Source organism: Staphylococcus nepalensis (assembly GCF_002442935.1).
Taxonomy (GTDB): Bacteria; Bacillota; Bacilli; order Staphylococcales; family Staphylococcaceae; genus Staphylococcus; species Staphylococcus nepalensis.
In genome coordinates this window covers 1225852-1247459 of the sequence record NZ_CP017466.1, presented here as the reverse complement: position 1 = coordinate 1247459, position 21608 = coordinate 1225852, and the positions used below count along the sequence as shown (strand labels likewise).

Here is a 21608-nt window from a genome sequence, read left to right as displayed (position 1 = left end):
CGTAAGCTTTGCTATTAGTCAGCATTCGCTTACGGTCTTTAGTATTATACCAATATATATTTTTTAATTCCCGCTAAATTCTAAAGGGTCTGGACCAATTCTTTTATCTTCATTTAATTGGTCTAAACGTTCAATTTGTCCTTTTGTTAATACAAAATCAAACACGTTTAAGTTTTCTTCTATCCTTGATGGCGTTACAGATTTAGGAATTACAACTACGCCGTGTTCAACATTCCATCTTATAATGACTTGCGCAGGCGTTTTACCAATTTCTGAAGCTACTGCTTTAACGGTAGCGTCTTCTAAAATTTGGGCGTTCATTAAGGGAGACCATGATTCAGCCTGTATATTTTGCACTTCCAAATATCTTCTCAATTGGGACTGAGTTAAGTATGGATGGAATTCAATTTGATTGATGACTGGTTTAATCGAAACTTGTGCTAATAACGCTTCAAGATGTTCAGTATTAAAATTACTTACACCAATATTTTTAACTTTATCGTTTTTATATAAATCTTCCATACCCTGCCATGTATCAATCATTAACGCTTCATCAAGACCAGGCCAATGCATTAAATATAAATCTAAATAATCTAGCCCTAATTTATTTAAACTAGTCTCATAAGCATCTGCTACGTTAACGCGACCATAATCCGCAAGCCATAGTTTAGATGTGATAAACAAGTCACTTCGATTCAATCCTGTTGAAGCCAATCCCTCAGCTATACCTTGGCCAACCATTTCTTCGTTCTCATAAACCATAGCTGTGTCTATATGTCTATAACCACTTTCAATAGCATGTTTAACTGCTGCTTTACACTCGTCGTTGTTTTCTACACGAAATGTACCTAAACCAATAATTGGCATTTCATTGCCATTATAAAAAGTTACATGTTCCAAATTTAAAAACCCCTCTTCTATTAAGCTAACTTTTATAATAATCAAAATCGGCAAACTAATAAATTAAAATGCCTATATTTTTAAATGTAATTTATAAATATTTGTAACGGCAACTATATATTAATGTAATTTATAATTTTTATTAATAACAAAAAAGTTCGAGGTATACTCATAGGTTATCAGGTAGCGTTAAATGTAAAAATGCATCTCCATTCAAAAATGAAGATGCATTCTATTTTGAATATGGCTATTTATAACTCAAACTCAAATTCAGATGCTTATTTATATAACTTTATTAATTAAACATTTCTATTTCTTCCATAACACGTTGCAAGTCTTCAACATTATATTGAATTCTGCCGTGGAAAACAAACTTGTTAAAGTACTCATCAAGTTGTTCTGGTCCTACTAGAACTTTCGAATTTGTACTTTGTGCGTAATTTGAAATTGTCACTGCGCCTTCTTCCTTTGGATTAAAATAAAGGATTGAAGTTGGAGTGAATTTCAAATTCAATTCAGTTTGTAAATCACCAGCAAGTTTTTCAACTTCATTTAAATAATTCGTGTAATTAACAAATGATAACGTATCTTTATCCTCATTTTGATCCATCGCTAATGTTTGCGGCGTTTGTTTGTCAAGATCTAACGTTTCAAATACTTGTTCCATCATCGGTTGTTCTTTAAATTGTGTAGCATTAATTCCATTAAATACATGACCTTTTAATAATTGTGAATCAATAATGTACAAACCAGTTCGTGTAAGTACTAAATGGCTAATACGGCGAACGTCACTAAAATTATTCTTTGGCAAGAAAATATTAGCCATTATATGCATGTCTTCTGGACGGATCCGTTTTTCATTTACTAAACGTTCACGGATACCAATTAATCGCATGTCCGTCACATATTCACTTTCATTTTTAGAGAATAATTTTAAAGCATCTATTTCTTGATTTTTAGAATTAACTGTGGCTTCATATTCTTCTTTTTGCTTAGTTACTTGCTTTTTATTCTCAATTCTTTCTTTTTCTAGCTCCTCGCCATGTTCATCGCTAAGTTTTTGTTCTCTAGATTTATATTGTTCCTCGATTGTTTGCTGTGCTTTTTTCTTACTTTTCAAGGCTACTAAAAATAGGATTAAACAAATAACTGCTACGATAATTGCCACGATTAAACCAATTTCTATCGGTCCAAATGAATTCATAACAACAACGCTCCTTTATATGTTCAGTAACTTAATTATAATAGATATGAGCTCATCATTCGATAGTAAACTTAAAAAAACAAGGTTCTTTTCACCTATACTTGCACACTATCTTTTAATAAATTAACTTTATCTAGTTTTTCCCACGGTAGAAGTATATCTGTACGCCCAAAATGACCATAGGCAGCAGTTTGTTTATAAATTGGATGTTTTAAATCTAACATTTTAATTATACCCGCTGGTCTTAAATCAAAGTGTGCTCTGACCGCTTCCACTAATTCTGCTTCACTTACTTTACCTGTTCCAAAAGTATCAATCGCAATAGAAACCGGTTCTGCAACACCAATTGCATATGCAAGTTGAACTTCACATTTTTCTGCAAGTTCTGCTGCAACTATATTTTTAGCTACATAACGTGCAGCATAAGTTGCTGAACGATCTACTTTTGTAGGGTCCTTCCCACTAAAGCAACCACCACCATGACGTGCGTAACCGCCATATGTGTCTACGATAATTTTTCTGCCTGTAAGTCCTACGTCGCCCTGTGGTCCACCAATTACAAATCGCCCTGTAGGATTGATATAAAATCTTGTATGCTCATCAATTAAACCTTCAGGGACAGTAGGATAAATAACATGTTCTTTGATATCAGTCTGAATTTGTTCCAAAGTAATATTTTCAGCATGTTGTGCTGAAACTACGATCGTATCTATACGTTGCGGTTTGTCTTGCTCGTCATATTCAACTGTAACTTGGACTTTACCATCAGGGCGTAAATATTTTAAAATTTCATCTTTACGTACATCTGATAATCGCTTAGCAAGTTGATGTGATAAAAAGATAGGTAATGGCATATAAGTATCAGTTTCATTTGTTGCGTAACCAAACATTAAGCCTTGATCTCCTGCACCTGTGGCCTCAATCTCTTCTTCTGTAAGATGATCTCGGTACTCTAAGGCATTATCCACGCCTTGAGCAATATCAGGTGACTGTTCGTCAATAGCTGTTAATATAGCCATTGTTTGGCTATCATAACCGAATTTCGCACGTGTATAACCAATATTTTTAATTGTTTCTCTTACCACTTTAGGGATATCTACATATGTCGCCGTTGAAATCTCCCCGGAAATTAATGCCATACCTGTTGTTACTGTTGTTTCACAAGCGACCCTTGCATTTGGATCATCTTTTAAAATTTCATCTAAAATTGCATCCGATACTTGATCCGCAATCTTATCTGGGTGCCCTTCTGTAACTGATTCTGAAGTAAATAACCTTCTATTATAAGTCATAATTAACTTGCTCCTTTAGTTTTAAATTACGAAAATTCTCTTTTATTGAGCTCATTAAAAAAAGCCTTCGTCACTATTATGAATAGAGAGAAGGCCTTTATACGTCCATTCGCTCTTATCGTTCAGACGCTATTTGTCTGCAAACGGTTTGGCACCTTTCTTCATTATAAGAAGAGGTTGCTGGGCTTCATTGGGTCCATGTCCCTCCGCCACTCAGGATAAGAGAATCCGTTAATCACTATAGTACCTAAACTAAGTAACATTGTCAATTTAGGATTAATTAAAATTCCTTTTAAAATGGTGTGGACTATTAAATCATATGTGTTATACTCTTTAATTGTAAAGGCTTACATTTAATATAGCGTTGGAGGGATTTAGTATGGCAGTAGATACATACACTTACACAAATAAAATCCAAAGTATTTTGGACAAGCAATCTTCATTATTTCAACTATCTACAACACAGTTGTATAAAAAAATTCTTGATAATAATGAAGGCGAACTAACTGAACTAGGTGCAATTAACGCTAAAACAGGCAAATACACTGGACGTTCACCAAAAGATAAATTCATTGTTAATGAACCATCCTACAGAGATGATATCGATTGGGGCAATATCAATCAACCAATTGACGAAGAGACATTTTTAAACTTATATGAAAAAGTATTAAATTACTTAAATGAAAGAGATGAATTGTACGTTTTCAATGGTTATGCAGGTAGTGATGAAGATTCACAACTCAAACTAACAGTAGTTAATGAACTCGCTTGGCATAACTTATTCGCACAAAATATGTTTATTCGTCCAGATTCAAAAGAAGAAGCAGAAGAAATCAAATCAGATTTCACTATTGTTTCAGCGCCCCATTTCAAAGCAGACCCAACTCAAGACGGTACAAATTCCGAAACATTTATTATTACTTCTTTTAAGCACAAACTTATTTTAATTGGTGGTACTGAATATGCTGGTGAAATGAAAAAGGGTATTTTCTCAGTTATGAACTACTTATTGCCAAAAGATGATATCATGAGTATGCACTGCTCAGCTAATGTCGGTGAAAAAGGTGATGTGGCGCTATTTTTCGGCTTATCAGGTACAGGTAAAACAACACTTTCTGCAGATGCCAACCGAAAGTTAATCGGTGATGATGAACATGGTTGGAATGAAAATGGCATATTCAATATCGAAGGTGGTTGTTACGCCAAAGCTATTAATCTTTCTTATAAAAAAGAACCACAAATTTATGACGCAATTAAATACGGGACTATTTTAGAAAATGTGGTTGTAGACGAAGACGGTGATATCGACTTTGATGATAACTACTACACAGAAAATACCAGAGCCGCTTATCCAATCAATCACATAGAAAATATTGTTACACCTTCTAAAGCAGCGCATCCTAATACCATTATTTTCTTAACTGCTGATGCTTTTGGTGTTTTACCACCTATTTCTAAATTAAATAAAGATCAAGCAATGTATCATTTTTTAAGCGGTTTTACAGCTAAATTAGCAGGGACTGAACGCGGTGTAACAGAACCTGAACCATCATTCTCAACTTGTTTTGGTTCACCTTTCTTACCATTACACGCAAAAGTATATGCTGATTTACTTGGTAATCTGATAGATAAACACGATGTGGACGTTTACTTGGTCAACACTGGTTGGACTGGTGGTAAATACGGGACAGGACGTCGTATTAGTTTAAATTACACAAGACAAATGGTTGAACAAGCTATCACTGGCCAATTGAGAGACTCGGAATACATCAAAGATGATATGTTTGGCTTAAATATACCAGTTGAAATTAAAGATGTGCCACAAACGCTACTTAATCCTATTAATGCATGGAGTAAGCCAGAAGCTTATAGAGAACAAGCACAAGATTTAATTGATAGATTTAAACATAACTTTGAAAAATTCGGCGATGAAGTTTCAGATTTAGCTGAAAATGGCGGATTTAAATAAACGTTATATCAGTATGCTTCTCGCTATCGTGTCATATTTAAAAGTCCCTGGGACATAAATCCCAGAAAAATAGTACTCAGATGATTTAATTCAATTCATCTGAGTGCTTCTTTTGATTCAATACTTCGTATTGTTGGCTCGCTTTCTTAGGGGACAGCTTCAGCCTGTAGTCTTCAGCTTGTCCTATTCCCTCAAGAGTCTCGCCAAAATACCTCACATTTATATGTAATTTTACATTAAAATACTTTAAAAAAATAAGGCCCTTACGTATAATTTAATAAACACAACTAAACTAAATTAACGAGGTGCCTTATGTATAAAGATTATAACATGGCTCAACACACTACCAATGGAAACTTCAGTTCTTATCCCCACAAATGATATGTCACGACATGTTAATGAAATCGTTGAAACAATACCTGAAAATGAATTCGATGAATTCAAACATCATCGTGGTGCTACATCATATCATCCCAAAATGATGTTGAAAATTATTCTATATGCCTACACACAATCCGTATTTTCTGGTCGTAAAATAGAAAAACTGCTTAATGATCGTATCCGAATGATGTGGCTGTCACAAAATCAAACACCTTCTTATAAAGCAATTAATCGTTTTAGAGTAAACCCTAAAGTAGACGCCTTATTAGAACCTTTATTTATTCAATTTCACAGCCAATGTCTGAAACAAAATCTTATAGATGATAAAACTATTTTTATTGATGGTACAAAACTGGAAGCTAATGCCAATAGATATACATTTGTTTGGAAAAAGAGTATTCAAAACTATGAATCAAAAATGAATGAAGATTCTAAAGCCCTATATCATGAATTAGTGAAAGACAAAATCATACCTAAGATTAAAGAAGATAATGATCATGAATTAACACAAAAATAAATAGATTTAATTGGTACTCATTTGGATAAAGAAATCGAAGATTTAAATCATTACATTGAACATGAAAAATCTACTCGGTTAAGAAAGCAAACACGTCAAAAGCGAACTGAAATCAAAAGATATAAAAAGAAATTCGCTGCTTATTCAGAACGAAAGTATAAATATAAAACACAAAAAGCCATACTCCAAGATAGAAATAGTTATTCTAAGACAGACCATGATGCGACTTTCATGAGAATGAAAGAAAACCATATGAAAAAATGGACAACTTAAGCCAGGATATCATTTACAAATAGCGACAAATTCTCAATTTGTTTTATCATATGATGTGTATCAAAATCCGACAGACACAAGCACAATGATTCCTTTTTTAACTTTAATTAAAGAGACCTACGGTCATTTACCTGAATATATTGTAGCTGATGCTGGTTATGGTAGTGAACCTAATTATATGGCAATTATAGATGAATTTAATCGAACACCGCTCATAACTTATGGCATGTTTATTAAAGATAAAACTAACAAATATAAAAGTGACATTTTTAATACTCACAATTGGGAATATGATGAAATCAATGATGAATTTATTTGCCCGAATCATAAAAGACTTGGTTTTAAAAGATATGCCTATCGCCATGATAAATATGGGTTTAGGAGAGATTTTAAATTATATGAATGCGATGATTGTTCAGAATGTCCACTGAAGAACGATTGTATGAAATCAAATTCACAATCGAATAAAAAATAATGAGAAATTATAACTGGGAATATTTCAAAGCCCAGATCAATCAAAAGCTTTCGAAACCAGAAACAAAAGAAATCTACAATCAAAGAAAAATGGAATGTAGAACCTGTTTTTGGGTTTATGAAGGCTATTTTGGGTTTCACTCGAATGTCGGTTAGAGGCACAAATAAAGTCAAAAGCGAACTGGGCTTTGTATTAATGGCACTTAATATAAGAAAAGTAGTAGCTCAACGAGCTAACTATAATCAAAACAATAATGAAAAAGGCCATTTCTATATTATTTCAATAGAAATGGCCTTTTCTCACTTGTCCAAGAACTTTATGTCCCGGCCTCTTTTTATTTATTATATTCTGCTTTTAAGTTTTGCCGTTCAATATCAGTCATCCATTGCTTAACCGTGGATAATGCTTCTTTCATTGCGTATGGTCTAGGTACGTGTCCCTCATCCATTTGATAAAATGTCTTAAAAAAAGTACCAATACGCTTTAATTGTTTTTCTAAATAATAAGCTTGATGGATACCAACTTGAACATCTTTTCCACCATGCACAATCAGTATAGGCGGACTATCCGCATGAATAGTTACAACCGCATCTCTTTCTTTGTATGCCATTTCATTTTTTCTAGGGTGACCTATCATTCTTTTTAACATCCCTCGTAAATCGACACGTTCTTCATACATTAGCTTAATATCGGAAACGCCGCCCCAAATAATATAACTCGACACAGGTAAATCTTGGTATGTGAGCAATCCTTGTAATCCCCCTCTAGAAAAACCGACCATATGAATATACGCCTTAGGATACATCATATTTAATATACGAATTGCAACTGCCACGTCATTTAGGTCTCTCCCATAAAATTCATCTTTACCTTCACTTCCATTATTACCTCTGTAATAAGGTCCGAATACAAGCGTGTTTGGGTCTGAAAACTGCATTAAACGAGCTGCTCTCACTTTCCCAACTTGGCCTTTGCCACCACGCAAATAAATAACGATTCTTTCAACACTTTTTTGAGGTGTCATCAATAAGCCTCTTACATTTATCCCATCTACTTTGTAAGTAACTTCTTCAAATACATGTTCAGGAACCTCTACTGGCATTCTTTTTTTATTGATAAAATCCAAGTTCAATCACTCTCTCTAAACATTGTAAGATAGCAGCATCTTTCAATAAATAACTTTTGTCTAGTTCAGGAATATCTGAAAGTCTATCAAAAAGGCGTGGACCTTCAGTTTCTAAATAATCTTCTTGTATCGGTAATTTGTCTACGTCAACCATGAATACATCTTTAGTAAATGGTTTACCATTTTGTCTTGCAACACGATATTGAGCAATATAATGTTTCTCTTTAGTTTTTATAAGCGCTCCTGTCTCTTCAAACAGTTCTCTTTCACAAGCTGCTTCGCTAGATTCCCCTTTTTCTCTTTTGCCTCCAGGAAATTCAACCCCTCTTATTTTATGTTTGGTAAAAAGCAATTGATTGTGATAAACCGGGATGACCAGAACGTGATCACCGTTTGGGACAGCATTATCATCTTTAAATGATAAAAAAACGTCGTCATTTTCTCTATCTTTAAACTTCACGCACATCAACCTCCCTTTAAATATGTTAAACTATCCATGCTATGTAAATTGTTGGAGGCAAAGATTTTATGAAAAAACTGTTTCTAGGACTCATCCATATATATCAACACTTGATTTCACCTATGACTCCGGCTACATGTCGCTTCTATCCTACGTGTTCAGAGTATACTAGAGAAGCAATACAAGTATATGGACCAATTAAAGGCACTTGGCTTGGTATAAAACGTATTTCCAAATGCCATCCACTCCATAAAGGTGGGTTTGATCCAGTACCTTTAAAAAAAGATAAAACCCATAAACATTAATCAATTTGATCTAATTCAAGCTTATTAACATGAGGAGGTTCAAAATAAATTGAACCTCTTTTTAATATGCCTGAACACGCTACAATATCATTTTCAAAATAAAAACCTTGAGGTGTAATATCGCTCGGGTACGTTGCATATTGAGCTAACAACGCAGTAAAATAACGACTCAGTCCATACTCATACATACCACCAATAACAAATTTCACATTTCTATCGCTTAATATATCAATAATTTGAATTACTTTATCAATACCACCAAGTCTAAATGGCTTTAATACCACAACGTCCACGTCATTATTTTTAACATAGTTCAAAATCTTTTCTAAAGAGGTTGCTTTTTCATCAATAGCGATTGGCGGTATTTCGTCATACTTAAAATTTTTTATTTTTTCAATATTTTTAAATGGTTCTTCAATATAAAGGATGTCATTTTCCGAAAGCAGTTTTAATTTCTTAGCTTCATCCTCTTGAATTGATTCATTTGCATCTACCACAATTTCAGTTTTAAAGGGTAACTGTTGCAACTGTTTCACATCTTTTAAAATAGTTTCAGACCATTTTACTTTAACTCGCTGTGGTTTCGTGTTAATTAAATTCCTAACATTTTCATCAGTTACACCACTCACAGTTGCACCATAAGAAACGTGAAACGCTTCTAATTTATAAAATGCTTGGTAACATGCCATAACAATCATACTACGTGTCGCTGGAAATTGTTCTAGGTTTTGTAATGCATGTTGTATCTCTTCGAAATGATAGAACTCATAATTTTTAAAAGACTCAAACCATTTAATTGCTTGTTCACGCGCAATTTCAATCGTTTCATCATCATACCAATCCGTTTCAAAAGCATTGCATTCTCCAAAATAACGCACCTGTCTATCTGTTATAAATTCAATAATAAGCGCTTTACGTTTTTCCAATTTTACCTTTGGTGTAACAATTAAATGCTTGAAATGATTATTACAAATATAAAGGTTCATTTCGCATATTTTCATATATTATTCACACCTATTTTTCTATATGTTTTCTTTGAAGTTTCCCTGTAGAAGTATATGGTAATTCAGTTACTTGTTCAAAGTATTTAGGAATCTTATATTTAGCTACATGTGCTTTGAAATGATTCATTAACGTTTCATACGATAATGAAGTGTTAGAAACATAGTATAAATAAGGGACTTCTCCCCATGTATTATCTTCAACACCAATACACATTGCATCTAAAATTGCTTCATGATCTTTGGCCACAGATTCTAATTGATACGGATATATATTCTCACCACCGCTAATGATTAAATCTTTACGTCTATCATAAATCATAACATAGCCATCTTTATCAATTTCAGCAATGTCTCCTGTTTTAAAATAACCATTCTCAAATGTGTCTAATAAATTTTCAGGGTATAAATAACCATCCATTACATTAGCGCCTCTAATTAATAATTCTCCATGTCGTTCAGCGTTAGGGTCTTTTATTTTGACAGCTACATTCGCACTTGGCTTCCCTACAGTATCATAGCGTTTGGATAACATTTCAGGTGATGCTGTTAAAAATTGAGAACATGTTTCAGTCATACCAAAAGAATTATAAATAGGTAGTTTTGAAGCTAATGCTGTTTCAATTAATGAACTTGATAGTTTTGCCCCGCCTAGCAATATTTTTTCAATATGGTAAGGTTGGTTTAACCCTTCATCCATCAACCATTTAAGCGTCTGTGGTACTAATGAAACATGCGTTGGCAGTTCTGTTTGTATAATATTTAACATTGTATGGGCATTAAATTTCGTATCTATACGAACAGTAAATCCTTCAATTAATGCTCTTAAAATAACACTTAATCCTGAAATATGATAAATCGGCAAAACAGATAACCATTTCGTTTCTTGGTCAAAACCAAGACTCTCTTTGCAGCCTATTGCACTTGCGTAATGGTTATCAAATGTTTGAGGGACTGCTTTTTGTGGACCAGTAGTCCCAGAAGTAAACATAATCGAAGCGATTTGGTTCATGTCAAATAAGCTTTCATATGTCATATCATTGCATCCTTGTTGCAATGTTGATATTTTAATTACGGATATAGCTTTTAAATTGATTTGGCTGGTAGCAACGACCGTATCTACTTCGATAGACGACAATTGGTTTTGCATCTCATCTTTAGTTAAACGTGTGTTTAACATTGCAATTTCAATTCCTGCTAACCACATTGCATTTATCAATGTAATTGATTCAATATTGTTTTCAATGTATAAACCTATACGTCTTCTATCTAATTTTTTCAACTGCTGTGCCAATCGTGAAGCATATTTATACATGGAGGCAAAAGTAACTTGAACTGTTCCGTCATCTATAAATACTTTATCTCCATTTTGTTTTGCTTGTGTTTTCAACCAAAATTCCACTTTGTCATTCCTCCATCTCATTAACTATTATAACGTTTTTAATCTGATTTAACAGTGACCAAGCATAAACCTTTATATGATTCAAAATTTGTTTTAACCCATAAAAAATGTTAATAGTTATAAAAGTTAAATATAGACTCGCAACAACTTGCAACAAATTATATTACTCCCTATTTATAGTTTAAATTAATATAGCTATGGGTACTCTATAATGTAAAACATATTAGGAGTGAGGTTTATGAAATTAAAAGTGATAGGTACTATGGCTTTATCTGGCCTTTTACTGGCTTCATGCGGGAATGACTCAAGTAATTCAGAAGATAACGGCTCAAAATCTGAAACTTCAAATGATAAGCAAAGTAAAGAAAGTACAGAGCAAGTCATTGCGTTAGATAAAATTAAAACAAGTCCAGAAGACGCTGTTAAGAAAGCCCAAGAAGTCTATGATGGACAAGACTTAAAAGGTATTTCATATGAAAAGAGTAACGGTGATTGGTCATATAAAATTGAGCAGCAAACTGAAGGTAAAGAATCCGAAGTTATCATCGCAGATCAAGATAAGAAAGTAATTAACAAAGAAACTGAAAATGAAGATTCAATTGATCAAAACGAATCTTTCAAATATGATGACGCCATTGACTATAAAAAAGCCATTAAAAATGGACAAAAAGAATTTGACGGCGATATCAAAGAATGGTCATTGGCTAAAGATGAAGGTAAATTAGTCTATGATATGGATCTACAAAAAGATAATACGAAACATGAAATCACTGTAGATGCTAAAAATGGCAAAGTGTTAAATAATGAACAAGATGATTAATTCAACTATTTATAAATTGAAAATTGTATAATAAGTAGGAAAAACTGCTAACATCATTAATTTTTTGATATTAGTAGTTTTTTTCTATATCATTTTCAAAATAGTAACCCCTATTATTTATTTTTAAAAACCATTTGCGCTAATTTAAGTTGTGCACCGCAGTTTTTGATGTTATGCTTATTTAAAGTTAAGATGTTTCATTTTTTACGAGAAATTGAATATTAAATATATCACTTTTTGAAATGAGTTTATATTTGATTCTATTACAGTATAGTATGTGGGCCAAACCCTGTACTCTATGTTTGTTGAATAAGTGATTACTTAACCTTTATTCAACACCTAAAAATTAATAAAGGGGTATGTACAAATGAAATTTTTAAATTATGAAATTGAAAAAGGTCTTTACTACGGCTTAATAACAGTATTCGCAAAAACAAATAAAGATACGCCGTTTCATTTCACATTTTCAGAGAGCCATACCTTAAAAAAGTTAGAGACAAATTAGAATAGATTGCAAATAAAATTGACGAAAAATAATATTTGATTCATGCGCTAATAAATAAAAACAAATCATAACACTCTCTTTATTCAATTAGTTTAGAATACTAAATAAAAATACTTTTCTAAAAACCAAAAATCATGTCGTTAATTCATAACTTTCTGCTATTAAATCTTTAATTTGATTCATCGTATTCGTCTCTTTTAAGTTAATTGTTATCCAATTAGATTTATCCATATGGTAAGCAGGATAAATTCCTTCTTTTTTTCTTAAAGGGCCAATAAGTTCTTTTCTAACTTTTAAATTGATAACATCAATTGTTTCTGTTGATTGTAAAGCCAACTTGTCAGCACTCATATCCATAATTAAACCAGACCATTTAATTTAGATGGATATATATACAGGACTACCGTATTCTTAATTACAAACAATGCAGTTTTTAACGTAATACAGTGCTTTTATTTGAATAATAAGCTAGGTCATTACCCTATTGCACTTCATACATCATACACACTGTTCATGTAAATTTATGAAGGTATATCAATATATTATATTTCAAAACGTTTAGGGCATGCAGATATAACTACTCCCCTATCGACATCTCGTCATTTATTAAAAGACAGTTAAAAACAAGCAGAAATTAAAGCACTAAAAGCCTTGCGCCGCATGTGATATAGAGATTTCATTTCAAAATTTTGATCTTGAAATGAGCGTAGTATTTATTATATTAAGTGATACAAAATAAAGACACCGAAATCCTATTGTATCAAGGATTTCGGTGTCTCAGGAAAGCTCAAATTATGTCATTAACGGAGAGTGAGGGATTCGAACCCTCGAGACGCTTGTGGCGCCTACACACTTTCCAGGCGTGCTCCTTCGGCCAACTCGGACAACTCTCCAATATGAAATTAAAAAAACAGAAGCGATATTTCACTTCTGTTTGTATGACCCCGACGGGACTCGAACCCGTGTTACCGCCGTGAAAGGGCGGTGTCTTAACCGCTTGACCACGGGGCCATGGCTCCACAGGTAGGACTCGAACCTACGACCGATCGGTTAACAGCCGATAGCTCTACCACTGAGCTACTGTGGATCAATTTAAATGGAGCGGGTGATGGGAATCGAACCCACAACATCAGCTTGGAAGGCTGAGGTTTTGCCATTAAACTACACCCGCTTATTAACGATTATGGGGCGGTTGATGGGAATCGAACCCACGAATGTCGGAACCACAATCCGATGCGTTAACCACTTCGCCACAACCGCCAAAGAAATAAAATGGTTCAGGACAGAGTCGAACTGCCGACACATGGAGCTTCAATCCATTGCTCTACCAACTGAGCTACTGAACCTTAATGCGAAATAATGGCGGTCTCGACGGGAATCGAACCCGCGATCTCCTGCGTGACAGGCAGGCGTGTTAACCGCTACACTACGAGACCAAAGTATGTAATTGCGGGAGGCGGATTCGAACCACCGACCTTCGGGTTATGAGCCCGACGAGCTACCGAACTGCTCCATCCCGCGTTAATATTATTAATGACGCCTACCTATTTAATATAACATAATACTATTAACAAAGTCAACATGTTTTTAAAATTAATTTACATTGTTTTAATTATATTTTTAAAATTATATGCCATAATGGGCGTTTGTGCATTGCTCATTTCTGAATACTTATATAGTATATTAAGTTTTAGTATTTTCGTCAATGCTTTCTATAAAGTATTTTGTGTAAAAATGGCATATAAATATAATATTTTAAGTTTAGTTTCTTAATGATACATTTTTCTTTTTTAAATGATGTTACCTTCTGTTTCTATACTCAATAATTGAGCCATTTAACTTTTATTTAATTGCATAATTATTGAGAAAAAAGTTAAAAACATATATTAATTTTATCTTAATATGAAACTTTAATCCTAAGAGCGAGACACTATTGATGTCTCGCTCTCCCCTATCTTAAACATATAAATGCTTATATGATAAGCTTGATTATTTACTCATAATACCCATCATTTTACTTTGTAAAATTGTAAATGTTGTGAAACCATCATCTTCTAGGAAATGACCTCCAAAATCAGTAATCTTACATTTACCGTCTAATGCATCCATTAAACGTTTGGTTTCTTTATAAGAAACATGCTGATCGTCTTTTGCACACAAGCCATAGAATGCATTTACTTTTCCCTTAATTTTATCGTAATTAATTGTCTCATGCTGCATTTGTAATGGGACATCGATCTCTTGGGCATCTTCTTTAAACCCAGAAATACTAAATAAACCTTCTATTTTTTTAATTTCTAAACTTTCTATAAATTCGAGTGAAGCAATTGTTCCAAACCCATGTGTCACAAAATAAGTATCCTTTTTATCAATATATATCTGTTTTTTCATTTCACTTACCCATTTACTTATATCCCCATTTTTTTCTTGAGGTACATTAAAAAGCGTCACATCATAACCTTCTAATATTAAATTGTTTGCTAACCATTTATACCAATGGTTAGTTGAATCACCAAATTTTGAATGTACAATAATTATATCTGTCATAAATGACTCCCCCATTTTTCTAAAATTACGACATATCAGTATTAAAACCTATAACACTATGTCAACGTTAAAAATTAAGTATCTCATAAATTGAAACAGGATTGCATTGTCATATTTATAGAAAAAGGCCATTTCTACTAGAAGATTCGCCTATCTGTAGAAATGGCTATTTTAATACTTAATTAAATTTCATTTAATATTTCTTTGACTGCATCTTTACCTTGTTGAATACAATCTGGTAAACCAACGGCTTCAAATGACGCACCGGTAATACGTAGTCTCGGATAATTATTTATAATATGTGATTGTATTGATTTAATTTGTTCAATATGCCCTATATGAAATTGGGGCATGCTTTTTGGCAAGCGATTAACAATGCTAAAATCGGGTGAGCCTTTAAAAGTCATCATTTGACTTAAATCTTTTTTGACAATATTAACGATTTCTTCATCTGTATGATCATCAACGACTGTATCACCAGGCTTACCTACATATGCTCTAATCAATACTTTACCTTTTGGTGTAGTAAATGGCCATTTCTTACTTGTCCAAGTACATGCGGTAATCTTAGTATCGCTTGTACGTGCGATTACGAAACCTGTACCATCATAATTATTAATAATGTTCGATTCATCAAACGCAAACACAACTGTAGCCACCGTAGTAGAATCCATTTTTTTAAAATAATCAAACGCAGGGTCATTTCCAAACCATTCCAAGAATTTTTGATGTGGTGTTGTAACAAGAACACTATCATAACTATGTGCTTCATTTTCAGTTTTTATTACATATTTCTTTTGTTCGATTGCAATATCTTGAACAGAAGTATTATATTTAATCGTCACACCTTGCTCGATAATATAATCTCTTAAATGTTCTATAAATGAACTTAAACCATGTCGAAATTGTTTGAATTGGCCTTTAGGTGCGCCTGGATATAACTGACGTTGTTTTTTTCGTTGTTCTTTTTCATATCTCATTCCCTTTATCAGACTGCCAAATTGTTCTTCTCTTTCTTTAAATTCAGGGAATGTAGTCATCAAGCTTAAATCATCGATATTGGTACCATAAATGCCACCCATTAATGGTTCTATTAAATTTTCTAAAATTTCATCACCTAAACGTGCTCTAAAAAATGAGCCGACTGAAATGTCCCCATCTATTTGCAGAGGTTTTTTAAATAAATCAAAACTTGCTCTAACTTTACCTAAAGGCGAGATTAATTTTGTTTTTAAAAATGGTTTAATGTCAGTTGGTACGCCTAGGATTGAACCACCAGGGATGGGATAGAGTTTATTTTTAGCATATATATAAGATTGGCCTGTTTTATTTGTAACAAGTTGTTCTTCTAGACCAATATCTTTAGCAATATCAGTCATAATTTGTTTACGACCCAAATAAGATTCTGGACCTAATTCAATTGTATAGCCTTCTGTTCTATATGTTTGAATTTTTCCACCAACTCTATTAGATGCTTCATATATAGTAACCTCTATATCTGGACGTGCTTTTTTAATAAAATAGGCACTAGATAATCCTGTTATCCCTGCTCCAACGATTGCGATACGCTTAGTCAATATCAATCACACTTCCTTTAATAAACATTTTTGATTTCATCAACGATTGCGCCAATAAATAATGGATCTGTATTAGGCATTTTTGGACGGAAGTAATTGACACCTAATTCATCACAAACGATTTTACATTCATAATCGTTATCATAAAGCACTTCCAAATGTTCACACACAAAACCTACTGGCGTATAAATGAAATTTTTATAATTATAATCTTCATATAAAGCTCGTGTTAAATCTTGAACATCAGGTCCTAACCAAGGCGTGCCGGTGTTACCTTCCGACTGCCAACCTTCTGCAACATGGATGATGTTAGATTTAGCTTTTAATAATTCAGCAGTATCGTGTAATTCATTAGGGTAAGGGTCATTATTTTGCTCAATCAGGCCTTTAGGTAAACTATGCGCTGAAACAACTAATACTGTTTCAGCATGTTCATTTTCTGGTATTTGTGCTAATGTTTCATTTATTTTTTCTGTCCAATATTGGATAAATTTGGGCTGTTGATAATAGTGTTCAACATGTGTTAATGCGATGCCATATTGATCAGCTTCTTCTTTAGCACGCTTGTTATAAGATCCGACTGAGAAACTTGAATAGTGTGGGGCTAATACTACAGTAACCGCTTCTTCAATACCATCTTCGTTCATAGCTTTAACAGCGTCTTCGATAAATGGATGGATATGTTTCAGACCAATATATAACTTAAATTCAACATCAGTATAACTATGATTAAGCGTCTCACATAAAGCTTCAGCTTGTCGATTGGTAGTACCTGCAAGTGGTGATAAACCACCAATAAATTTATATCTATCTTTTAAATCTTGTAATTCCGCTTCTGTCGGCTTTTTACCATGTCTAATATCAGTATAATAAGCTTCAATGTCACTTTCTTTATATGGTGTGCCATAAGCCATTACTAATAGGCCTACTGTTTTTGTCAATTTAAAATCATCCTTTTGTATAATAATTTTTAGATGTAGATGACATAATTAATTGTAAATCTTGTTCGCTATTCTTTATGTCTTACTATCTTTGTGTATAGTCATGAACAAATGTAGTGATTCTTTTTAGTGTTTCTGGTTTTACTTGTGGGAAAACACCATGACCTAAATTGAAAATATGCTTGCCATGGTCCATACCTTGATCTAATATTGGTTTTAATCGTTTTTCTATAACATCCCAAGGTGCTAATAGCAAGGAAGGATCTAAATTACCTTGTAAAGTTTTAGTTATATTTAAATCTTCAGCCTCTTTAATAGATAATCTCCAATCTAAACCTAGTACATCTATAGGTAGCTCATTCCATTCGTTAACTAGGTGACTTGCACCTACACCAAACAAAATAACTGGTACATCGTATATTGCTTTAATACCCTTAATTAATTTTTCCATTGCAGGTTTTATATAATATCTATAATCTTGTACATTTAATGCGCCAACCCAAGAATCAAAAACTTGTATAATTTCAGCGCCCGCTTCAATTTGTGCAGTCGTATAAGTAATAGACATTTCAACCAAATGATCCATTAGTGCAAACCAAGTAGCTTCATCACTATACATCATCGCCTTTGTAAAATTATAATTCTTAGATGGTCCTCCTTCAATCATATAGCTCGCTAATGTAAAAGGTGCTCCTGTAAAACCAATTAGAGGGACGTTCAATTTTTCTTCAGTTAACAACTTGATTGTGTCTAACACATAGGGCACATCACGTTTAGGATCTATTGTTCCTAATTTTTCAACGTCTTGTACATTTTTAATTGTGTTATGAATCACTGGACCTATCCCCGATTTGATTTCTACATCTACACCTATTGGTTGCAGTGGTGTCATGATATCTTTATATAAAACAGCTGCGTCTGTATTATAATTATCTACTGGTAAATGTGTAACATACGCACATAACTCTGGTTGATGGGTAATCTCAAATAAAGAATACTTTTCTTTTAATTTTCTATATTCAGGCTGAGATCTACCAGCTTGACGCATAAACCACACTGGCGTGTGATTAACTTCCTTTCCCTTAATCATATCTAGGATAGTATTATTTTTATTATGCACCTTGTAATCCTCCTACATTATAATCATTCTTATTAATATTACCATATCGACTTATCTCTCGTATTTCAATGTATTGAAATGTCATAAAAAAGACAAACTGTGTTGTTTTGCCCACTTAATTATTTGACTATTGTTTTCTAACAGAAATCAATTATAATACTGTTAAAGTCTATTTTATATTTATTTGAAATATTAGAAGTATATATAGTAAATTATAATAGTTATTTAAAGTTTCTTAAACAATTCAAGGGGGAAAACTTATGAAAATCTACGCATCTTATGGTACGTTCGGTTATTTAAATCAGATTAGACTTAATAATCCTGATCATAATTTATTACAATTTTCTGCTTCTGATTCTTCAGTTATTATAGAAGAAACTGAAAGTGAAACTGTTTTAAAACATCCGTTAGAATATGACATCATTAAATCCGAAGGGAACTTAGATGAAAATTACTTCTATTCAGTCATATTTATACCTACATCTGAAGATCATGCTTATCAATTAGAAAAAAAGCTGGAATCTGTAACAACTGATTTCCATCAATTTGCTGGTTATAGAAGTTATCGTTTTTTAAAACCTACCCAAGGTTTAACTTACAAAATCTATTTTGGTTTCGAAAGTCGTACTGATTACGAAGATTTCAAAGCATCCACTACGTTTCAAAATAACTTTGATAAGCTCGCATTGAGCCAATTCTTTGGTTCAAGTGGCCAGCATTCAAGCTACTTTGAAAGATATTTATTCCCAATTGATGATTATTAATTAAAATAAAAACGCTACTCATCTTTTAGAATTAATCTAAAATACTGAGTAGCGTTTTTTTAATCTCTTAGTAATGTTTCTTGATATTTTAATTTTTTAATTACGTTTCTAATCGTTAACCAACCTACTAAAAAGTAGATTGCTCCAAAATAACCATACTGTGGAAAAGCAATAGCAAATATGATTATAAATACGAAGCCAATGAAACACATTAATCTCATTAAAAACTGTTCGTACCCTTTAATTACCATTTTATCTGAAACTGGCCATACTTGTGGCCATAAACCATAAGCTTGTTGTGTATAAAATTGAGCCATTTGTAATAGAATAATATACATGAATAAACTACCAATGATTAATACCACAATCACTTGGTGCAACCAGATCATTAGTATTAAAGCAATAATAACCAAGCGCAAGATGATGTTAAATGCATCTTTTCCTCTCGCAAAGCTCCGTGTAAATAAATACAAATACATAGAATTGTCATTAAACTTATTATTTTTCGGTGTCCGTAAAAATGGGTCTAAATAACTTCTTCTTACTGCTCTTTCTTCGATTTGCTTCACATCAGTAAACATATTAACAAATTTATAATAGTTCATATGGTGTTGTTGTTCAATGGCCACCATACGCTCCCAAGGGAATAAATTACTTTTATTTAAATATTTTATGAATAATATAAGTGCAATGAGTATAATGATTGATAGTATACTCGATATATTTTTAGCATCTAGCGTAATATAAAACCCTGATGTAAATATAATAAACAGCACAGTAAACAAGGACCAACGTTCAAGTCGGAATTTATACCACTGCCATTTTAATAACAAACCTAAAAATGGAAAAATGATTGCAAGGATTGCAAATGTGATATAAAATCCAAACGTTTGATTATTAAGTACATAAAATAAAGGGAAAAATATAATAATTATCAATACTTGTAATGGCAAACGTGAAAAATAGCTATATATTAAACTGCTTTTCATGTATTCAGACATATGCTTTTCAAATGGTAACAAGAATAGTTTATCAGCATCTTTTAATAAGGTTCTAATAGGAAATATAGACGTAATGGCTACAATTATACTTGCAATCAAAGCATAATTTATACGTTTGGGAATTGACTTTAACCAATCGCCATAACCTAGAATAAACGCACCTAATAATATAACAAGAAAAACAGAAAAATGACCGTTAAATATAAACTTATTATAATAGCTTTTTTCTTTTGCAATTTCTTTTTTTCTTAGGTTAAATAATTGTTTAGCTCCCTGTTTCATGAATGCTGGCCGCCTTGAGTAACATGTATATATATTTCATCTAAAGTTTTCCCACTTAAACCAGTTTGGTCTCTTAATTCGTCTATATCCCCAAATGCAACGATTTGGCCTTTATCCATAATTAAAAATCTGTCACAATATTTTTCTGCAGTTGCTAATATATGTGTACTCATTAACACAGTTCTTTCTTCTTCTTTTTTCTCCACCATTAAATCAAGCATAGATTGGATCCCCAAAGGGTCTAAACCTAAAAATGGTTCATCAATAATATACAAATCTGGGTCCACAATAAAAGCGCAAATAATCATCACTTTCTGTTTCATCCCTTTAGAAAAATGACTTGGAAATATATCTAATTCATTTTCTAATCTAAATATTTTTAACAATGGGCGCGCTCTTTTCATAGCTTCTTCTTTATTAATATTGTATGCCATTGCTGTCATATTAATGTGTTCTTGTAATGTTAATTCATCGTAAATCACTGGCGACTCAGGGATATACGAAAGTTTTCTTCGATAGGATTCTACATCTTGTTTTATATCAATACCAGAAATGGTCAACTGCCCTTCCATCGGCGTTAACAGACCTAGCATATGTTTAATTGTAGTGCTTTTTCCAGCACCATTTAAACCTATGAGTCCTACAATTTCTCCTTTTCGTAATTCAAAATTTATATCTTTAATCACAGGCCTTTTCCCATAACCGCCTGTCAAATGTTCTACTTTTACTGTCATAAGGCACCTCCA

The 21608-nt window shown here is 32.7% G+C and carries 21 protein-coding genes, 8 tRNA genes, 1 pseudogene and 1 riboswitch; of the genes and pseudogenes, 8 read left to right on the top strand and 22 right to left on the bottom strand.

Going from position 1 to position 21608, the window contains the following annotated elements:
• Positions 1–63: 63 nt before the first annotated feature.
• From BJG89_RS05900 to metK, 3 genes are all read right to left on the bottom strand, one after another.
• The gene (locus BJG89_RS05900) at positions 64–900 is read right to left on the bottom strand and encodes an aldo/keto reductase (protein WP_096809059.1); all 837 of its coding nucleotides are present in this window, start codon (positions 898–900) and stop codon (positions 64–66) included.
• Positions 901–1195: 295 nt separating this feature from the next.
• Positions 1196–2104, bottom strand: coding sequence for a nuclease-related domain-containing protein (locus BJG89_RS05895; protein WP_096809057.1), 909 nt, complete (start codon positions 2102–2104; stop codon positions 1196–1198).
• A gap of 95 nt (positions 2105–2199) precedes the next feature.
• A complete protein-coding gene (gene metK, locus BJG89_RS05890; RefSeq protein ID WP_096809055.1) occupies positions 2200–3396 on the bottom strand; it encodes a methionine adenosyltransferase in 1197 nt (398 codons plus the stop codon).
• 112 nt (positions 3397–3508) lie between these two features.
• A riboswitch (SAM riboswitch) is annotated at positions 3509–3621 on the bottom strand.
• A 154-nt stretch (positions 3622–3775) separates the two neighbouring features.
• On the opposite strand from metK, the gene pckA reads away from it, so the two are divergent.
• The 4 genes and pseudogenes from pckA to BJG89_RS14765 all read left to right on the top strand — a co-directional run bounded on the left by pckA (position 3776) and on the right by BJG89_RS14765 (position 7404).
• Positions 3776–5365 carry a phosphoenolpyruvate carboxykinase (ATP) gene (gene pckA, locus BJG89_RS05885; RefSeq protein WP_096809053.1) on the top strand — a complete coding sequence of 530 codons (1590 nt, stop codon included), beginning with the start codon at positions 3776–3778 and terminating at the stop codon, positions 5363–5365.
• 349 nt (positions 5366–5714) lie between these two features.
• Complete coding sequence (locus BJG89_RS14775) at positions 5715–6263, top strand: transposase (protein WP_232514218.1); 549 nt, start codon at positions 5715–5717, stop codon at positions 6261–6263.
• Between the two features lie 21 nt (positions 6264–6284).
• The gene (locus BJG89_RS14770; protein ID WP_232514217.1) at positions 6285–6536 is read left to right on the top strand and encodes a hypothetical protein; all 252 of its coding nucleotides are present in this window, start codon (positions 6285–6287) and stop codon (positions 6534–6536) included.
• 19 nt (positions 6537–6555) lie between these two features.
• A pseudogene (locus BJG89_RS14765) lies at positions 6556–7404 on the top strand (transposase).
• Here the strand turns inward: BJG89_RS14765 and BJG89_RS05875 are convergent.
• The gene (locus BJG89_RS05875) at positions 7346–8137 is read right to left on the bottom strand and encodes an alpha/beta hydrolase family protein (protein WP_186330049.1); all 792 of its coding nucleotides are present in this window, start codon (positions 8135–8137) and stop codon (positions 7346–7348) included. The pseudogene BJG89_RS14765 and the gene BJG89_RS05875 sit on opposite strands and share 59 nt — an antisense overlap.
• Positions 8121–8603 carry an RNA deprotection pyrophosphohydrolase gene (gene ytkD / locus BJG89_RS05870; RefSeq protein WP_096809051.1) on the bottom strand — a complete coding sequence of 161 codons (483 nt, stop codon included), beginning with the start codon at positions 8601–8603 and terminating at the stop codon, positions 8121–8123. The genes BJG89_RS05875 and ytkD overlap by 17 nt, the downstream gene beginning before the upstream one ends.
• A 62-nt stretch (positions 8604–8665) precedes the next feature.
• Here ytkD and yidD point away from each other — a divergent pair, with 62 nt between their 5' ends.
• Positions 8666–8902, top strand: a complete 237-nt coding sequence (yidD, locus tag BJG89_RS05865; protein ID WP_096809049.1) for a membrane protein insertion efficiency factor YidD — start codon at positions 8666–8668, stop codon at positions 8900–8902.
• On the opposite strand, the gene menC is transcribed toward yidD, so the two are convergent.
• Together menC and menE are read right to left on the bottom strand one after the other, a co-directional pair.
• Positions 8899–9903, bottom strand: coding sequence for an o-succinylbenzoate synthase (gene menC, locus BJG89_RS05860; protein ID WP_096809047.1), 1005 nt, complete (start codon positions 9901–9903; stop codon positions 8899–8901). The genes yidD and menC overlap by 4 nt on opposite strands.
• A gap of 13 nt (positions 9904–9916) precedes the next feature.
• Complete coding sequence (menE, locus tag BJG89_RS05855) at positions 9917–11305, bottom strand: o-succinylbenzoate--CoA ligase (RefSeq protein WP_096809045.1); 1389 nt, start codon at positions 11303–11305, stop codon at positions 9917–9919.
• A 238-nt stretch (positions 11306–11543) separates the two neighbouring features.
• Here menE and BJG89_RS05850 point away from each other — a divergent pair, with 238 nt between their 5' ends.
• Complete coding sequence (locus BJG89_RS05850; RefSeq protein ID WP_096809043.1) at positions 11544–12125, top strand: PepSY domain-containing protein; 582 nt, start codon at positions 11544–11546, stop codon at positions 12123–12125.
• Between the two features lie 367 nt (positions 12126–12492).
• A complete protein-coding gene (locus BJG89_RS14565; protein WP_198401693.1) occupies positions 12493–12630 on the top strand; it encodes a hypothetical protein in 138 nt (45 codons plus the stop codon).
• Between the two features lie 132 nt (positions 12631–12762).
• On the opposite strand, the gene BJG89_RS05845 is transcribed toward BJG89_RS14565, so the two are convergent.
• From BJG89_RS05845 to hemE, 13 genes are all read right to left on the bottom strand, one after another.
• Positions 12763–12966: an MmcQ/YjbR family DNA-binding protein gene (locus BJG89_RS05845; RefSeq protein WP_232164834.1), complete on the bottom strand. Its 204-nt coding sequence runs from the start codon at positions 12964–12966 to the stop codon at positions 12763–12765.
• 468 nt (positions 12967–13434) lie between these two features.
• Positions 13435–13523, bottom strand: a tRNA-Ser gene (locus BJG89_RS05840).
• A 46-nt stretch (positions 13524–13569) separates the two neighbouring features.
• A tRNA-Glu gene (locus tag BJG89_RS05835) sits at positions 13570–13641 on the bottom strand.
• Between the two features lies 1 nt (position 13642).
• Positions 13643–13717 (bottom strand) — tRNA-Asn (locus BJG89_RS05830).
• Between the two features lie 10 nt (positions 13718–13727).
• A tRNA-Gly gene (locus BJG89_RS05825) sits at positions 13728–13801 on the bottom strand.
• A 13-nt stretch (positions 13802–13814) separates the two neighbouring features.
• Positions 13815–13890, bottom strand: a tRNA-His gene (locus BJG89_RS05820).
• A 13-nt stretch (positions 13891–13903) separates the two neighbouring features.
• A tRNA-Phe gene (locus BJG89_RS05815) sits at positions 13904–13976 on the bottom strand.
• Positions 13977–13990: 14 nt separating this feature from the next.
• Positions 13991–14066, bottom strand: a tRNA-Asp gene (locus tag BJG89_RS05810).
• Between the two features lie 11 nt (positions 14067–14077).
• A tRNA-Met gene (locus BJG89_RS05805) sits at positions 14078–14151 on the bottom strand.
• Positions 14152–14619: 468 nt separating this feature from the next.
• A complete protein-coding gene (locus BJG89_RS05800) occupies positions 14620–15177 on the bottom strand; it encodes an alpha/beta hydrolase (RefSeq protein ID WP_096809039.1) in 558 nt (185 codons plus the stop codon).
• 182 nt (positions 15178–15359) lie between these two features.
• Positions 15360–16754 (bottom strand): protoporphyrinogen oxidase, encoded by a 1395-nt coding sequence (hemY, locus tag BJG89_RS05795; protein WP_096809037.1) that lies wholly within the window; start codon positions 16752–16754, stop codon positions 15360–15362.
• Between the two features lie 17 nt (positions 16755–16771).
• Positions 16772–17695, bottom strand: coding sequence for a ferrochelatase (gene hemH / locus BJG89_RS05790; protein ID WP_096809034.1), 924 nt, complete (start codon positions 17693–17695; stop codon positions 16772–16774).
• A gap of 85 nt (positions 17696–17780) precedes the next feature.
• Positions 17781–18815 carry a uroporphyrinogen decarboxylase gene (hemE, locus tag BJG89_RS05785; protein WP_096809032.1) on the bottom strand — a complete coding sequence of 345 codons (1035 nt, stop codon included), beginning with the start codon at positions 18813–18815 and terminating at the stop codon, positions 17781–17783.
• Positions 18816–19075: 260 nt separating this feature from the next.
• Here hemE and BJG89_RS05780 point away from each other — a divergent pair, with 260 nt between their 5' ends.
• The gene (locus BJG89_RS05780; RefSeq protein WP_096809030.1) at positions 19076–19579 is read left to right on the top strand and encodes a signal transduction protein TRAP; all 504 of its coding nucleotides are present in this window, start codon (positions 19076–19078) and stop codon (positions 19577–19579) included.
• 59 nt (positions 19580–19638) lie between these two features.
• On the opposite strand, the gene ecsB is transcribed toward BJG89_RS05780, so the two are convergent.
• Both ecsB and ecsA read right to left on the bottom strand, forming a co-directional pair.
• Positions 19639–20862 carry an ABC transporter permease EcsB gene (ecsB, locus tag BJG89_RS05775; protein WP_096809028.1) on the bottom strand — a complete coding sequence of 408 codons (1224 nt, stop codon included), beginning with the start codon at positions 20860–20862 and terminating at the stop codon, positions 19639–19641.
• Positions 20859–21596 carry an ABC transporter ATP-binding protein EcsA gene (ecsA, locus tag BJG89_RS05770; RefSeq protein WP_096809026.1) on the bottom strand — a complete coding sequence of 246 codons (738 nt, stop codon included), beginning with the start codon at positions 21594–21596 and terminating at the stop codon, positions 20859–20861. Before ecsA ends, ecsB begins: the two co-directional genes overlap by 4 nt.
• Between the last annotated feature and the right edge of the window lie 12 nt (positions 21597–21608).